The organism is Paenibacillus sp. SRL342, assembly GCF_984798905.1.
In genome coordinates, this window is the sequence record NZ_OZ481790.1 from 225,334 (window position 1) to 240,558 (window position 15,225).

Below are 15,225 nucleotides of genomic sequence, written 5' to 3' on the forward strand. Positions count from 1 at the left end.
GAAGGTGTGAGCGCACCCTCACTTCCGATTTCACATATGCTCGAATATTACAAATCGATGCCTGTTTTCTAAATGGAGAACAACGCACGGTTCGCCTAAAATATGGGCTAGAACCAACTAAAACACATAGGGAGGTCCATAGAGATGAAAGCGCTATTAAAAAAATCAGCAAGTCTAATTCTGACTCTGGGAATTGTAAGCAGTCTGGCGGCATGTTCATCCGGTTCGTCCGGTGGTACACAGGGGGAGAGCGATGGCAAGATTAAGCTGACGCTATGGGATCAATCGGTCGGCAATACCGATCCTTCGGCCAAACTGCTGCCCGAGATTGTTGAGAAATGGAACAGCGAGCATCCGGACATCCAGGTTGAACGTACGGGCACGACAGGAGAACAGTACAAAACCAAAGTCAAAACATCGATTGCAGCTGGTGAAGCGCCAGACCTGTTCTACGGCATGGGTGGTGGCAGCTTTATGCAGCCATATATTAAATCCGGCAATGTACTGGAAATCTCAAGTTACCTGACGGACGATATCAAAGAACGAATGGGTCCGGGTATGGCTGAGGCGATCAATATGGACGGCAAAATCTACACATTGCCCGTGTACACACATATCGCCAACCTTTACGTGAATACGGAACTGTTCGAGCAGGCGGGTGCCAAGATTCCGACCACCTATAACGAACTGCTGGATGCAGTCTCCAAGCTGAAAGCGGCGGGGATCACCCCGGCTGTGATTGGGGAAAAGGACCGCTGGCCGGGCATGTACTGGTACGACGTTATTGCGATGCGTCAGGCAGGCAATGCTGCGGTGATGGAAGCCTTTAAAGATCCGTCGAAATGGGATTCGCCCGACTTTGTAGCCGCCGCGACCAAAATGCAGCAGCTTGCGCAAGCAGGGGCGTTCAACAGCAGTATGTTCAGCATGAGCTATGACGAGATGCTTGGGGCATTTAATGCAGGCAACGGGGCAATGATGTTCCAGGCCAACTGGGTAAATGCAGGAATTGAGGACCCGTCCTCCGCAGTCAAAGGCAAAGTGAAAGTGATTCCATTCCCGGTATTTGAAGATGGCAAAGGCACAAGTACCGAAATCTTCGGCGGAGCCGTCGATGGTTTCTACATCAACCAGAATACCAAACATTCGAAGGAAGCCGTGGAATTCCTCATGTATTTGAGCGAGCAACTTGGTACACAAGGTTTCCTGGCTGGAGCGGGTCTGCCAAGCTGGAAAACAGATGCACTCGACACGTCCAGCCTGTCCTCCCTTGATCTGTCTGCGGCAGATATTATGAAAACGGCGACCTCATTCATTGCGTGGTGGGATAACATTCTGCCAGCGGAGTCTGCCGAAGCGCACAAAAACCTGATTGCCCAGCTGCTTGCCGGCGATGTAACACCGGAGGAGTTCTGCAAACAGATGGCACAGCTCAAACCAACAGAGCTGAGCCTGTAGGTCGCGCAGGTTAATATGTGCGCAACCGTAATCCTTACATGTGTACGCTCGTGAGCTTGCCAAGCTGAAGCCTGTTAACAATGAAGATGAACCCAAACAAGGCGTGGTCCGGAATATCCGGTCACGCCTTTGAGAGGAGAACAACAATGAACTCTGTATTTTCCAATAAAGGCACGATAGCTGTCTTTGTACTGCCCACCCTGATTCTGTTCTGTGGCATTGTGCTCATTCCAATCTTTGTCTCCAGTTATTACAGTCTGCTGGACTGGAACGGCGTAGGCAGGGGTACATTTATTGGTCTGGACAACTATGTAGAGATGTTTAAGGATACCCGTGTGCTGAATTCGATCAAGAACTCCCTGTTATTCGCGGGTGCTTCGGTGTTCATTCAACTGCCGATCTCGCTGGTGCTCGCACTAATTCTGGCGTCCAATGTCAAGGGGGAAGGTTTCTACCGGACCGTGTATTTTATCCCGGTGTTGATCTCAACGGTGGTTATTGCCCAGTTGTGGTCAAAAATCTACAATGCCGATTACGGCCTGCTGAATGTGCTGCTGCAAAGTATCGGCTTATCCAGCCTGGCACAGGACTGGCTGGGGCAGAAGGACACCGCGCTGGCGGCATCGTTTATTCCGACCTTGTGGCAGTACGTAGGGTATCACATGCTGCTGATGTATGCAGGAGCGAAGTCCGTGTCTCAGGACGTACTCGAAGCTGCCCGAATGGATGGTGCTTCCCGTATTCGCACGGCGTGGTCCATCATGATCCCGCTGATGAAGCCAATACTGAAGGTAAGCCTTGTTTTTTCGGTCATCGGCGCATTCAAGGTGTTTGACTTGATCTATGTGCTGACTGGAGGCGGGCCGTTCTACACCACTGAAGTGCCGAGCACGCTGATGTACGCTACCATTTTTGATACGTTCCGGTACGGATATGGCAGTGCAATCTCGGTCTTTATCATTGTGGAGTGTCTGGTCTGTACGATCCTCATTAATTCATTGTTCAAAACGGAGTAGAGGGAGGCAAAAGGCATGAGTACCGTAGAAGTCATGTTGAAAAAAAAGCCCAAGCCGAGGTCCATCTCCGGACCGATCGGGAAAGTGTTCCTGCAAGCGTTTCTGATCCTCGTCGCGATTGTGCAGATCTACCCGCTCATCTGGCTGGCACTGTTTTCCCTGAAGGATAACAGTGAGATTTTCAGCGGTGATGTAGCCGGGTTGCCCAAAGCGTTTCTGTGGAGCAACTACACCAAAGCAATGTCCGACGGCCATGTGCTGACCTATTTTATGAATAGTGTGCTGGTTACTGCGGCCTCCATTGTCTTGGTACTGATCCTGTCCTCCATGACGGGATACGCAATCACGAGAATGAATTGGAAGCTTAGCGGGTTGACGATGACGATTATTTTGCTGGGCATGATGGTGCCGATTCATGCGGCGTTGCTGCCATTGTTTATTATTTTGAAGAATCTGAGCCTGCTCAACAGCTACTGGTCTCTGATCATTCCTTATGTGGCATTTGGCATTCCGATGGCGGTATTCATTCTGGGTAGCTTTTTCAAAGGTATCCCAAGAGAGATGGAAGAGTCGGCGGTTATCGACGGCTGCGGCGTATACCGGACGTTTTTCTCCATTATCCTGCCACTTGTGCGTCCGGCCATATCAACTGTAGCGATCTTCACATTTCTGTCCTGCTGGAATGAGCTGATGTTTGCAGTTACGTTTATCAATAACACGGCTTACCAGACGTTGACGGTGGGCATGATGTCGATGGTGGGAACGTACATTACGCAATGGGGTATCATTGGTGCTGGACTGATGATTACGACGGTGCCAACGGTGGTCATCTATCTGTTGCTGAACAAACAGGTGCAGAAGAGTATGATCGCAGGTGCGATCAAAGGTTAGCTGGAGGCTGGACTGGGGAGCGTAAGAAGGGGCTTGCTGCTCACTCACTGTACTCTCTTTCTGGTGGATATCGGCTTGATTCGGGACTTCGCAAGGAGTGATCTCTGGACTAGACCGGAGCCTGTGGACATGGAATAATAAGGGGGTAAGTAGCCAGGCAGTTGCAGAGAGGGGTCATTATTTATGGTCAATACCGCGATGGTAGTGCAGGAGTCTGTTCGGGAAAAAGTTGTGGCGTTCACGTTTGATGATGGGCCACATCCGGTGTATACACCTCAAGTGCTTGAGATATTCCGCCGTGCGGGTGGGCGGGCGACGTTTTTCATGATTGGCCAAGAGATGGAGAACCACCCGGAGATTGCGGCGGAGGTGCACCGGGAAGGGCATGAGATCGCTAACCATACGTACACGCATCCGGATCTGACCAAGTTGACGCTGGAGGAAGCCGGGGAGGAGCTACAACGCGCAGAAAATCTTGTTCAAGAAGTTACGGGGCAACCTGCCCGCAGCTTCCGACCGCCGTATTTTGGCGTAAACGATGATATATTGTCTCTGGCAGCGGAGCGTGGATATCGCACGATTGGTGCGGTGAACGGTGATGCGAGGGATTGGGACAATCCCGGTGTTGAGCACATTCTGGAGCACACCCGGTCTGCGGTGAAACCTGGTAGCGTGCTCATATTTCATGACGGGTACGGGGATCGTTCCCAGACGGTGGAGGCGGTTCGTGTGCTGGTGGAGGAACTGGTCACGGAAGGGTACCGTATGGTGACGGTGAGTGAGCTGTTAGACATTTCTAGTGAGCATGATGCAAAGACGACATAATCAAGTGGGCCCATCATTCTTTGAATGACAGGGTCCTTTTTTAATATATATAATGCATAGGAAGAACGGAGCGGGAGATCAAACTTTGCTTGCCCTCTCAAACTACTTTATAATAATAGGCTAAACTAGATTATGTCAGGAGGAAACAATGGACTTTATCAGAAATCAACTAGAAGAACTCGGCATGAGTGGACCCTCCATTGGTTATCTTTCAAACATCATTATGATTATTTTTATAGCAGTGATCTCGATATTGGCAAATGTGATTGCTAAGCGAGTGGTACTGAAGACGGTTCATCGTATCGTAAGTAACAACCGTTTCAAGTGGGGCCATATTGTGGTTCAAAAAAATTTATTTCAGAAACTGTCGCATCTTGTACCAGCCATTATAATCTATTATTCTGCTTATATTTTCTCGCCCTATCAGGCCATAATTGAAAAATCAGCAATGACCTACATGATTGTCATCATGATTACGGTTCTGAATGCTCTGCTGAATGTGTTCGATGATATCTATCGTACCTATGAGGTGTCGAAGATTCGCCCAATCAAGAGTTACATTCAGGTAGCCAAGATTGTCCTGTTCATTATCGGGGGCATTATCGTCATCTCCAGCCTGATCGGACAGAACCCGCTCATTATCCTCAGTGGACTGGGGGCGTTATCGGCAGTATTAATGCTGGTATTCAAAGACTCGATCTTGGGCCTCGTGGCTGGTGTACAGCTATCGTCGAACGATATGGTGCGTGTTGGTGACTGGATCGAGATGCCAAAGTATAATGCGGACGGTGACGTCATCGACATTACTTTGAATACGGTAAAGGTTATGAATTTTGATAAAACGATTACGATGATTCCAAGCTACGCCCTCATTTCGGATTCGTTCCGTAACTGGAGAGGGATGCAGGTGTCCGGTGGCAGAAGGATTAAGCGGAGTATCTATATTGATATCAGCAGTATCCGTTTTTGTACGGAAGAGATGGTGGCTGAATTTGAGAAAATCCACTACCTGACTGATTATGTCACGGCGAAATTGAAAGAAATTCAGGCTTACAACATGGAGCACCAGGTGAATACCGAAAGCAACGTGAATGGCAGACAACTGACAAACGTCGGTGTATTCCGGGAATATATCCATCAATATTTGAGGAATCATCCAAAAATCAATAAAGATATGACGATGATTGTGCGACAATTAGCACCGGAAGATCGCGGGCTGCCTCTGGAAATCTATGCATTCAGCAATGATATCAACTGGGGTGTATATGAGAACGTTCAGGCGGATATCTTTGACCATATCTTCGCGGTGGCGTCAACATTTGGACTACGGGCCTTCCAGAATCCAACCGGACATGACATTGTGCAGCTGAAAGAGGATAAGCAATATGCGCGAGAGTATTAAGAAGATTTATCAAAATAGATGTGACGGCCACCATATTGGTGGTCTTTTTTACGTTTGGATGCACCTCCAATTCGGCCATGGGTGAGAACACGTCACAGTTCTGGAATCGTGTTCAAATGCAGTTAGAAAAACAGAGATACTGTAAATATAAGTGGACAATACATATATTTTTCATTATATTATAATTAATTCCATATTTTGAAAGGGGTGATTTGGAGCTTTTTCTGATCAGGTGTGTCTATGAACTAGGGAAAAGCATGGAGTCTCTTTGGCGTGCTAACTTTTCAAAAGAAATGGAGGGAGAATGAAATGAAGAAAACATTGTATTCTGTTATTATGATGACGCTTTTATCAGGATCGATTGTGGGTACGGCCTTGGCGGATAATTACGAGTCGAATGACACTTTGAGCAGCGCGTATAAAATCCCAACGCAAACGGTGGCCACTCCCTACGGTCCGGCATACTGGGGTGGAAGTGCTTGGTCTTATCTATCTTCCCCGACAGATGTAGACTACTTTACATTCAGAGGGCATGGCAAATCGGTCGTGCTTGGTTCTCCTTCCGGCTATGATTACGATTTGTACGCCTATGACAGCGCTGGAAATTTGGTTGCTTCTTCTACGAATACGTCAGGAGCGGATACCGTTCTTGTCGACTACAATAATGTATATTTTAAAGTGGTAAGCAAAGATGGACGATACAGCGATACCGATGCTTACAGCGTAACCTTTTATAAAAGGGATGTCTGGGTGCCGTGACCAGCTCGTGAGAGTAAAACAACGTTAGGTATCATAGACTTTAATGCTTCCGTCTCATGAATAGGAACTCTACCGCCTCAATGAGGTAGTAGAGTTTTATTTATTCAAGCCAATGGTCTGGAAGAATGGGTTACCATATCCCCCACTTGAGTTCATTGGAAAATTTAATGGAGGTGAGTGCCGTGGCACGTGTATTAGTTGTGATGATCCCTGCAGAAGGCCATATCAATCCGTCGCTTGGATTAATCAAGGAACTGGTAGAGAACGGTGATGAAGTGGTCTACTGTTGTACCGAAAAATACCGGACGAAGATTGAAGCGTTAGGCGCACAATTTAAGGCCTACTCCTTCAACGAGGCAACCCTGCTCAACAACCCTGGTATGAAGCCATTTGAACTCAAGCATCCTTACCAATTTTTATATATGATATTGAATAAAGTGATTCAACGCTTTATACCAGATGTTCTGAATCTGATCGAACATGAAACCTACGATTATATCATTTTTGACTCCATCATAGGCTGGGGAGGACAAATTCTAGGTGAGAAGCTAGGTATACCAACGGTATGTTCAACCAGCACCTTTGTTTTTGTGGAGCCTCTTGGATCAGACAATCAACTGAAAGATGATACGGAGGAGGTCAAGGAGTTATATAACAGCATCGTGGAAATGTCCCAGCAAATAGCTTCCCAGTTCGATGTGGCTGTACCTTCCCTGGCGGAACTTTCAGGGCATTCAGGACAACTGAAGATTGTGTATACAAGTCGTTATTTTCAACCCATGGGGGACAAGCTGGACGACAGCTTTGTGTTCACTGGCCCGTCCATTATTCCTCGTAAGGATGCGCCAGCTTTTGCAAATGAATCTCTGCATGCTCTTTATAAGCAGGTCGTTTATATTTCGATGGGAACCATTTTAAATAAAGATCTCGATTTTTATAAGCTTTGCTTTACGGCCTTTCGTAATTTGCCTGTGCAGTTTATATTATCTTCTGGGAAGGATACCGATATAGAGCCCATTGCTGATCTCATTCCTGACAATTTCATCATAAGACCCTATGTCCCTCAACTGGAATTGTTGCAGTGTGTAGATGCTTTTCTGACACATGCAGGCATGAACAGTACCAGCGAAGCTTTGTATTACAATGTACCATTAATCATGCTCCCGTTAACATCGGATCAGCCGCGTGTAGCAGGCCGGGTAGAGGAGTTGGGAGCAGGGGTCATCGTGGACAAAAATAACCTTACACCCGATGTGCTTAGAAACGCAGTATTAGAAGTGCTCGGCAATGCCTCCTACAGGGAACAGGCAGGGGTTATTGGGAAAACGTTACGCGATGCTGGCGGGTATAAGCAGGCTGTTATGGCCATTAAGAACTTTATAGGCAATCAGCCGTTATCGGCCACGCCCATCTCTTCGTTTGAATGAAAAGGAGACTGCCTTTCATGAGAGCAAGACGAGGAAGCCGTCACCCGACTAAAACGGAGTGTTAACTTCCAATTGATTCAAGCGCGTATGGAGGGGTAGATAAACGGAGAGGGGCATTATTTTTACCATATTGTTCGTATACCTTTTGCAAAGGAGAGTCTTCAGATGAATCATCATATTCCGGAATATACATTGAACGATGGCTTGAAAGTGCCTGCAATTGGATTTGGTACCTATAGTTTAAAAGGTGAAGAAGGCGTTAAATCGATTGCGTCGGCAATGGATGCGGGTTATCGATTAATTGATACGGCGTATAACTATGAGAATGAGGCAACGGTGGGCAGAGCAATCAAGCAAAGCTCCATCGCCAGAGAGGATCTGCTTATTTCCTCGAAGCTGCCGGGGCGTTATCACGCTCATGATAAAGCACTTGTGGCAATCCAGGAATCCCTGTACAGAGCGGATCTAGATTATTACGACCTGTATCTGATTCACTGGCCCAATCCGAAAAAGGACATGTATGTCGAGGCATGGCAAGCGCTGATCGAAGCCAAAAAACGTGGATATATCCGATCCATTGGAGTTAGCAACTTCCTGCCTGAGCACAATGAACGGCTGATTAAGGAAACGGGGATAGCGCCGAGTCTGAATCAGATTGAGCTGCATCCGTTCTTCGACCAAGCTAATCAGCGAGAACAAGATGCAAAGCATGGCATTGTGAACGAGTCCTGGAGTCCAATCGGACGTGGCAATGATGCCGTACAGGATATTCTGAAGGATGAGAATATTCTTCGGATCGCGGAAACGCATGGCAAAACGCCAACCCAGATCATTCTGCGCTGGCATGTTCAGCTGGGTTCCATTCCAATTCCGAAAGCCGGCTCCCTGCAGCATCAGCAGGAAAATATCGATATATTCGATTTTGAGTTGAGCACAGAAGAGATGCAGCTCATCTCTGCATTTAATCGTCCGGATGGACGGTTGTGGGATCAGGACCCAAGCGAGTACGAAGAATTTTAAAGAACGACAAATGAATGGCTGCTCCCATGTCAGATATGACAGGAAGCAGCCCTTTATTGTTGAAGCATAGTAAGCATTGTTGCAGTTTTCCATGTTACGTAAGTTCTGTTTAGTGTCCGGCAGGGATACGGAAGGTCAGAATCTCATACGGTTTGATATCAAAAGTAAATCGACCATTTTCCACGGCGCATTCTACTTCGTTGTTCTCGAGCAAATCACAAGCGTACGCCGTAGCACCTGCTCCTTCAGGCAATTGCAGGGAAGCACAGCTGCGACGGCCGTGTGCTTCATAGAGACGGATGATCATATCATCGTTGTTCTCGGCTTTTTTGATAACCTCCAGCACGACATTATCCTGATCGACCGATGCAAGTGACCATGTTCCCGGCAAGGTACCGGTTTGCGGTCTTACTTCACGGGCAACCAGCGGACGGTTGAGATCATAAGCGGCTTGGATGACACGTCCCTCACGGAAGTCGCCCTGATGCGGATAGAGCGCGTAGGTGAATACGTGCTGCTCTTTGTCGGCATTTTCATTCGGGTACGTTGCGCTCTTGATCAGCGACAGTCGCATCACCGAGTTATGAATGTCATATCCATATTTGCAGTCGTTCAGCAGAGCAGCACCGTACCCGTTCTCCGCCAGATCGGCCCACTTCTGCCCGCATACTTCAAACCGGGCTTGATCCCAGCTCGTATTACGGTGGGTAGCACGCTCAACGTTGCCGTACTGGATTTCGTAGACGGCCTTTTCACTCCAGATATCGAGCGGGAAGGCGGCTTTCAGCAGCAAATGCTCCTGCTTCCAATCCACAAACGTACGGAAATCAATCCGGCGTGTGTGCGCATAGAAGATGATCGTCTGCTCAATGACCGAGTCCAGGAACTGTCGCTTCACTTGAAGCACGGAACGTACCGGCCCACTTTCAACCCACTCCAGCGACTGCAGGTCATTAATCTCCCACATATGCTGTTCATAATAATCGTCAATGTTCCATGCCTCGTATTCCGCAGGTCGATCCTCGAACACTTGCAGCACGTTACCACGCTTGCCAGACTGGAGCAGCTCACGGCCCTCCAACTTGTCCCATACGGATGTGAACTCAGCACTTTCATTCAGGTGAATATCGTACCAAGGTGTATGGATATGGCGCCGATCTGCTTCCCACTGTGCAACCGAAACTCCCGCAACAAGCTCGTCTGTCAGATCCGGTGTGATTCGGAAGGATTTATATCCAGATGCAGGCACGTTCTCTGTAAGGAACACAAGTCCGCCTTCGGGAGTCCGCTGGCTTGGTACAGGGTGATCTCCATCGTAGACGGTTACTTTTCTTGCAAAAGCAGGCAGCTCAACCACATCCGTCCGTACAAATCCGGTGGTGTTAAATACCGCAATGGCTTCCCCATCAGATGTAATTCGGCTTGCGATGCCGTTAAGTGCACTGTCTTTTAGCTCATCCGTGACACGCAGCACTTCTTCATATTGCTCTTTGGAATCCACATATACCTGCTCAATGGAGCTGCCCGGGAGAATATCATGGAACTGGTTCAGCATCGTCAGCTTCCATGCATGCTCCAGTGCATCGGTTGGATAGGTTGCCAGTGCATTCGCCTGACGATGAATCATGGCATACAGCTCGGCATCGGCCAGTGCAAATTCGCTATGACGGTTGTACCGTTTGTTGCGCGCCATGGACGTGTAGGTACCCCGGTGATACTCCAGATACAGCTCACCCGACCAGCGGGGAACGGAAGGAACATCCGCCAGATTTTGCTCCAGCTTCTCGAAAAACTCGCGTACAAAGGTACGTTTCACCGCGGGTACACCTGGCAATCCGACATCGAGTCGTCTGCCATGCTCCAGCATCTCTTCGGTTGGTCCGCCGCCGCCATCCCCGAATCCGAAACATTGCAGGACATCTGCATTGATGTTTTTGTTCTGGTATCGCTGCCACGTGCCTTTTACTTGCGAAGCATTAAACCGTCCATTATAGGTCGTTTCGAAGCGGCGCTGCCTGAAATCAGGATGTTTGTCATAGTCTGTTGCTGTGATGAAATGGGTGAGGACCTCTGATCCGTCGATTCCTCGCCAGTACATCGTGTCGTTTGGAATCTGGTTGGTATCATTCCAGGCAATTTTGGTTGTCATAAAATAATCAATGCCGCTCTTGCGCATAATCTGCGGCATCGCTGCACTATAACCAAATACATCCGGCAACCAGAGCACACGGTTCTCCACGCCGAATTCTTCCTTGAAGAAACGTTTCCCGTATATAATCTGACGGATCATAGATTCACCCGAAATCAGGTTACAATCGGCTTCCAGCCACATTGAACCTTCCGCTTCCCAGCGGCCTTCGGCCACCTTTTCCTTGATTTTCTCATATAGGGACGGGTAATCTGCTTTCAGGTACGCATACAGCTGGGGCTGAGAGGACATGAACGTGTATTCTGGAAACTTGTCCATTAGATACAGTACACTGGCGAAGCTGCGAATGACCTTCTCCCGAGTCTGATCCAGCGTCCACAGCCATGCCACATCGATATGCGTGTGTCCGATACAGTGCACGGTAGGGATGTGATCACCGGCAGGGCGGATATCACCATAGACATGATCTTGCAGATATCGGCGCGCTTCCAGTACCGACGCATGGAATTCTGCACTGTTTTCCTGACGCAAATCCAGCAGATTCACGGCTTTATTCAGATGTTCGACCAACTTCAGCCGCTCCAGATCATCCTCACGCAGCAGATCCGCAGCATCCAGCGCAGCCTTGAGATCATAATACAAATCGGAGACTTGCTGATGATGCTCGGCGATATATACATTTAGAAAAACATCCGCGGCAGACGTACTGCAATACGCATATAATGCCAACTCAAACTCTTCGCCCTTCACCGCGGATGGAGTCAAGTCAATCTCCGTATGGTTAACATCCAGACCGCAGATTAATTCCCCATTGAGGAATGCCAGAAACTGCGGATTATCGTAATTCCAGATATCGTCAGCACCGGTGACGATAGCACACACGACCTTTTTTCCTTCCATATGATCCGGGATGCGAATCTTGGTTTTGAAGCAGCTGTGTACATCTTTACCACCCCAGCCATCACCCTTACGAAATACGTTCCAGGAGGAAGGGTCCTCATGCACCAGTTCCCAGGAGTGGTAACCACTTTCTTTATGATAAAGCTCAGGGATATATGTCTTTGAGGTTAGTCGTGCACGTTCCAAGTGTTTCACAATGGTATGGATTCGAGTATACAAGGAATTCATTTTCATGTTGGTTTCCCACCTTGGTTTGTAGTAAGTACAGGCTGTAGTCGTTGTTGGAGTGATAATACTGCAAGCGCTAACATATCAACTCTATCATAACAAAAGAGAAATGGGCGAAACTATGTATTGTATGCTGAAAATAACGTCTTTTTATTGCATTTCATGCTAAAATAAAATCATTAGAATCAGGATAGGGGGCATGTCCATGACACCATCGGTTTTGGCATACGAGCAAGGATATGCGATCCATGTGAACCAGCCTGGAGATTCACTTTTTTATCATCTGGATTATGACGAGCGCTCCCATGAACTGAATATGGAATTTCAGCATTTCCATGATTTCTATGAAATCTGTATCCTTCTCGATCGCACGGCTGCGCACATCATTGAAGGCAGTTTATATGAGATCCAGCCTCTGGATATCGTTCTGTTGCGGCCTTCATTGCTGCATAAAACGCAATATCCGAAGGGTGCTCCGCCGAAACGATTGATGATCACCTTTGCCATGCCACGTAATACACCTGGTCTTGAGAGCGGTTACACAGAGCTGTTTTCGATTTTTAATAAACCGGTCCCGATATTCCGATTTACAGAAGAAAGACGCAAGGAAGTCCTCGCGCCGATCAATGATATTTTTGCTATATCGCAGCAGCCTTCTGTCCTTCAATCGGTTATGATTCATAGCAAGTTCGTGGAGTTTCTCTGTGCTCTTCATCGTTACTCACCAGAGAACGGGTATGTGCGTGAAGAGACTGGATCAACGATGTCCAGGCGCATGTATGCCATTGCCTCTTATATTCACAGCCATTATCAACAGGATTTATCTTTGGACGAGGTATCCAGGCGTTTTTATGTAAGTGCCCATCACTTGTCTCGCCAATTCAATAAGGTTACCGGCTTCACCTTCACGGAGTATGTGCAGATGACCCGTATTCGGAATGCCCAGCAATTGCTGCTGAATTCGAGTGAGAAAATCACAGATATTGCTGCACAGTGTGGGTTCACAAGCTTTTCCCAGTTCAATCGCATCTTCAACAAACAGAACGGAATGTCACCAAGTGCATAGCCGAAGCAGACATTCGCAGAGAGAGCGTGAAGTTATGCTTGTGGGTGAGAGACCCGAACCACTTGGGAGCCTAGAGTGAGAGGGACGAGGAAAGTGATGGACAGACCTAAAATCTACTTAACATGTTACTCTTTTCTGAATAGAAGCTTTTTATAAAAGAAAGAATAGAGAAGAGAAATGGTATATTGTTTGGTCCATATATTCATGATTCTGCCAGGGATAATCCTCCATCACTCATCCGATATACTTTATCGCAATATTCAAGCATGCGCTCATCATGGGTAACCATAATGGCTGCTTTTTGGCGTGATTTCACCTCGTGTGCAATTAGACTGACCACTTCATGTGCTCGTTTGGTATCTAAACTTGCTGTCGGTTCATCCGCCAAAATGATGTTGGGATTATTCATTAAAGCACGAGCTATTGCTGTCCGTTGCTTCTCACCACCTGATAGCTCTTCTGGGAAACTGTTCAACTTCAAACCCAGACCCAGTTCCTCTAACAGCTTAGAGGCAAATTCCTTATCCTGCCTTCCAACCTTGCCAGACATTCTTTTTACCACGAGCAATTGATCAAGAACATTTAAATAGGGAACCAAATTCGAAGATTGCATAATAAACCCAATTTCTTGTAACCTAATATTAGACAGTTCTTTCTCAGTAAGTGCAGAGATGTTATTCCCATTTAGTTGAACCTCTCCTTCAGAGGCTTTAAGCATGGCTCCAGCAATAGATAAGAACGTACTTTTACCAGAACCGGAAGGTCCAACCACAGCAACAAATTCTCCCGGCTCTACTGATATGGATACATGATCGAGTGCAGTGATTTGATTGTTTCCTTCGGCATAATACATGGTGACTTCATTCATGTGCAATCCCTTAACCATTATTCAACCCTCCCGAGCGCCTTGAGCGGATCAATCTTTGTAATTTTACGAACAGAAACCATCGAACTTAACATAGCGATAATGAGCAGGATAACAGAATACGTGACAACAAGACTGGTTTCCAGCTTGAATGGCATACCTTTTGGCATGATCGCTGCTGTCCCATAGGTCAGCAAGATTCCAATAACAATGCTAGTCAGTGAAAGTACAAACACTTGCGAGATAATGGTTTTCCCCAAGAATCGGTTACTGGCACCGATCGCTTTCATAATGCCGAACTGATTGGTCTTTTGCATCGTGATGACATAAAAGAATACCCCAAGCACAAATGCGGAGATCGCAAGCAAAAATGCAAGCATCATTAGTATTGTACCGTTCTCTTCTTTGTACCCTGGCATACCTTGAACGGCTGCCGCTCGGGTGACCGTATCCGTACCTGATAGCATGTTATTAATTACATTTGGCTCGATATCCTTGCCTTGTAACATGATCGCATTCACGGGTCCTGTAACTCCTTTATCCGAACCTGGAGCCGCGAAGGTAATCTTCCGCCATTCATCCATTGGAGTAAATACGGATGCGACGTGGTTATAGGTCTGATTCTCCACATATCCGATAATTGTCAATGATTCAGTCGTTCCATCCAGTTGAAACGTGTCCCCAAGTTGATAGCCCTCATCTTTCATGGTTGAATTCACCACGACACCCGTAGGGTTCTCGGAAGACAGGCTTTCACCTTCTACAATAGCTGGTTCCAAAAAGCTTCCTGGGTCAATTCCTATAATCGCTATATCTACCTTATCTTCATTCTTGGTGTTATTCTCTTTCAGTGCCGTTGCCATCGTACTTCCCATGGGTGCAGCAGCATCCACATTTGGCAGCTTTTCTGCCTCAGCAACCAATTGATCTGACAGCAGCGACTTGCTCATTGAAGACTGTGACCCTTCTTCAAAGATGACATAATCAGCCTTCATGGTCTTGAATGTTGAGGCAGCTAGCGTAGATAATCCATTCCCCAGACCGGATAAAATAAAGACTAACCAAGCCATTAGTACGAAAATAATAATAATCATTAGGAATTTTATTTTACTATGCATTAATTCCTTCATAGCTAAAAACATGATCTGTTCAACTCCTTCTTTCGTTTTTATTGACACATGTGTCAAATTAGAGGTGTGGCAACGTGGTTTGTATAATT

12 protein-coding genes are annotated in these 15,225 nt (G+C 47.1%); 9 read left to right on the forward strand and 3 right to left on the reverse strand.

The genetic code is table 11. From position 1 onward, the window contains the following. Positions 1 to 144: 144 nt before the first annotated feature. From AC4E8D_RS01085 to AC4E8D_RS01120, 8 genes are all read left to right on the forward strand, one after another. The gene (locus AC4E8D_RS01085; RefSeq protein WP_221822329.1) at positions 145 to 1,458 is read left to right on the forward strand and encodes an extracellular solute-binding protein; all 1,314 of its coding nucleotides are present in this window, start codon (positions 145 to 147) and stop codon (positions 1,456 to 1,458) included. Positions 1,459 to 1,604: 146 nt separating this feature from the next. Beyond that, positions 1,605 to 2,474 carry a carbohydrate ABC transporter permease gene (locus tag AC4E8D_RS01090; RefSeq protein ID WP_076210184.1) on the forward strand — a complete coding sequence of 290 codons (870 nt, stop codon included), beginning with the start codon at positions 1,605 to 1,607 and terminating at the stop codon, positions 2,472 to 2,474. 15 nt (positions 2,475 to 2,489) lie between these two features. After that, on the forward strand, positions 2,490 to 3,365 hold the full coding sequence (locus AC4E8D_RS01095) for a carbohydrate ABC transporter permease (RefSeq protein WP_221822327.1): 876 nt from the start codon (positions 2,490 to 2,492) through the stop codon (positions 3,363 to 3,365). A 183-nt stretch (positions 3,366 to 3,548) separates the two neighbouring features. Beyond that, positions 3,549 to 4,190, forward strand: a complete 642-nt coding sequence (locus AC4E8D_RS01100; RefSeq protein ID WP_221822325.1) for a polysaccharide deacetylase family protein — start codon at positions 3,549 to 3,551, stop codon at positions 4,188 to 4,190. A gap of 148 nt (positions 4,191 to 4,338) precedes the next feature. Then, a complete protein-coding gene (locus AC4E8D_RS01105) occupies positions 4,339 to 5,592 on the forward strand; it encodes a mechanosensitive ion channel family protein (RefSeq protein ID WP_221822323.1) in 1,254 nt (417 codons plus the stop codon). Positions 5,593 to 5,901: 309 nt separating this feature from the next. Further along, complete coding sequence (locus AC4E8D_RS01110; RefSeq protein ID WP_221822321.1) at positions 5,902 to 6,351, forward strand: hypothetical protein; 450 nt, start codon at positions 5,902 to 5,904, stop codon at positions 6,349 to 6,351. A 182-nt stretch (positions 6,352 to 6,533) separates the two neighbouring features. Next, the gene (locus AC4E8D_RS01115) at positions 6,534 to 7,778 is read left to right on the forward strand and encodes a macrolide family glycosyltransferase (protein WP_221822319.1); all 1,245 of its coding nucleotides are present in this window, start codon (positions 6,534 to 6,536) and stop codon (positions 7,776 to 7,778) included. A gap of 165 nt (positions 7,779 to 7,943) precedes the next feature. Beyond that, positions 7,944 to 8,798 (forward strand): aldo/keto reductase, encoded by an 855-nt coding sequence (locus AC4E8D_RS01120; protein WP_221822316.1) that lies wholly within the window; start codon positions 7,944 to 7,946, stop codon positions 8,796 to 8,798. A 109-nt stretch (positions 8,799 to 8,907) separates the two neighbouring features. Here the strand turns inward: AC4E8D_RS01120 and AC4E8D_RS01125 are convergent, their stop codons facing one another. Next, positions 8,908 to 12,081, reverse strand: coding sequence for an alpha-mannosidase (locus AC4E8D_RS01125; RefSeq protein ID WP_490205748.1), 3,174 nt, complete (start codon positions 12,079 to 12,081; stop codon positions 8,908 to 8,910). 199 nt (positions 12,082 to 12,280) lie between these two features. On the opposite strand from AC4E8D_RS01125, the gene AC4E8D_RS01130 reads away from it, so the two are divergent. Further along, positions 12,281 to 13,141: an AraC family transcriptional regulator gene (locus tag AC4E8D_RS01130; RefSeq protein WP_490205749.1), complete on the forward strand. Its 861-nt coding sequence runs from the start codon at positions 12,281 to 12,283 to the stop codon at positions 13,139 to 13,141. A 202-nt stretch (positions 13,142 to 13,343) separates the two neighbouring features. Here the strand turns inward: AC4E8D_RS01130 and AC4E8D_RS01135 are convergent, their stop codons facing one another. Then, on the reverse strand, positions 13,344 to 14,027 hold the full coding sequence (locus AC4E8D_RS01135; RefSeq protein ID WP_221822313.1) for an ABC transporter ATP-binding protein: 684 nt from the start codon (positions 14,025 to 14,027) through the stop codon (positions 13,344 to 13,346). Next, positions 14,027 to 15,148 carry an ABC transporter permease gene (locus tag AC4E8D_RS01140; RefSeq protein WP_221822312.1) on the reverse strand — a complete coding sequence of 374 codons (1,122 nt, stop codon included), beginning with the start codon at positions 15,146 to 15,148 and terminating at the stop codon, positions 14,027 to 14,029. The genes AC4E8D_RS01135 and AC4E8D_RS01140 overlap by 1 nt, the downstream gene beginning before the upstream one ends. Positions 15,149 to 15,225 lie beyond the last annotated feature (77 nt).

Bases quoted from the DNA above. Each gene is read 5' to 3' on its own strand.
- AC4E8D_RS01085 (WP_221822329.1), top strand. From the start codon at position 145: ATGAAAGCGCTATTAAAAAAATCAGCAAGTCTAATTCTGACTCTGGGA.
- AC4E8D_RS01090 (WP_076210184.1), top strand. From the start codon at position 1,605: ATGAACTCTGTATTTTCCAATAAAGGCACGATAGCTGTCTTTGTACTG.
- AC4E8D_RS01095 (WP_221822327.1), top strand. From the start codon at position 2,490: ATGAGTACCGTAGAAGTCATGTTGAAAAAAAAGCCCAAGCCGAGGTCC.
- AC4E8D_RS01100 (WP_221822325.1), top strand. From the start codon at position 3,549: ATGGTCAATACCGCGATGGTAGTGCAGGAGTCTGTTCGGGAAAAAGTT.
- AC4E8D_RS01105 (WP_221822323.1), top strand. From the start codon at position 4,339: ATGGACTTTATCAGAAATCAACTAGAAGAACTCGGCATGAGTGGACCC.
- AC4E8D_RS01110 (WP_221822321.1), top strand. From the start codon at position 5,902: ATGAAGAAAACATTGTATTCTGTTATTATGATGACGCTTTTATCAGGA.
- AC4E8D_RS01120 (WP_221822316.1), top strand. From the start codon at position 7,944: ATGAATCATCATATTCCGGAATATACATTGAACGATGGCTTGAAAGTG.
- AC4E8D_RS01125 (WP_490205748.1), bottom strand. From the start codon at position 12,081: ATGAAAATGAATTCCTTGTATACTCGAATCCATACCATTGTGAAACAC.
- AC4E8D_RS01130 (WP_490205749.1), top strand. From the start codon at position 12,281: ATGACACCATCGGTTTTGGCATACGAGCAAGGATATGCGATCCATGTG.
- AC4E8D_RS01135 (WP_221822313.1), bottom strand. From the start codon at position 14,027: ATGGTTAAGGGATTGCACATGAATGAAGTCACCATGTATTATGCCGAA.
- AC4E8D_RS01140 (WP_221822312.1), bottom strand. From the start codon at position 15,148: ATGTTTTTAGCTATGAAGGAATTAATGCATAGTAAAATAAAATTCCTA.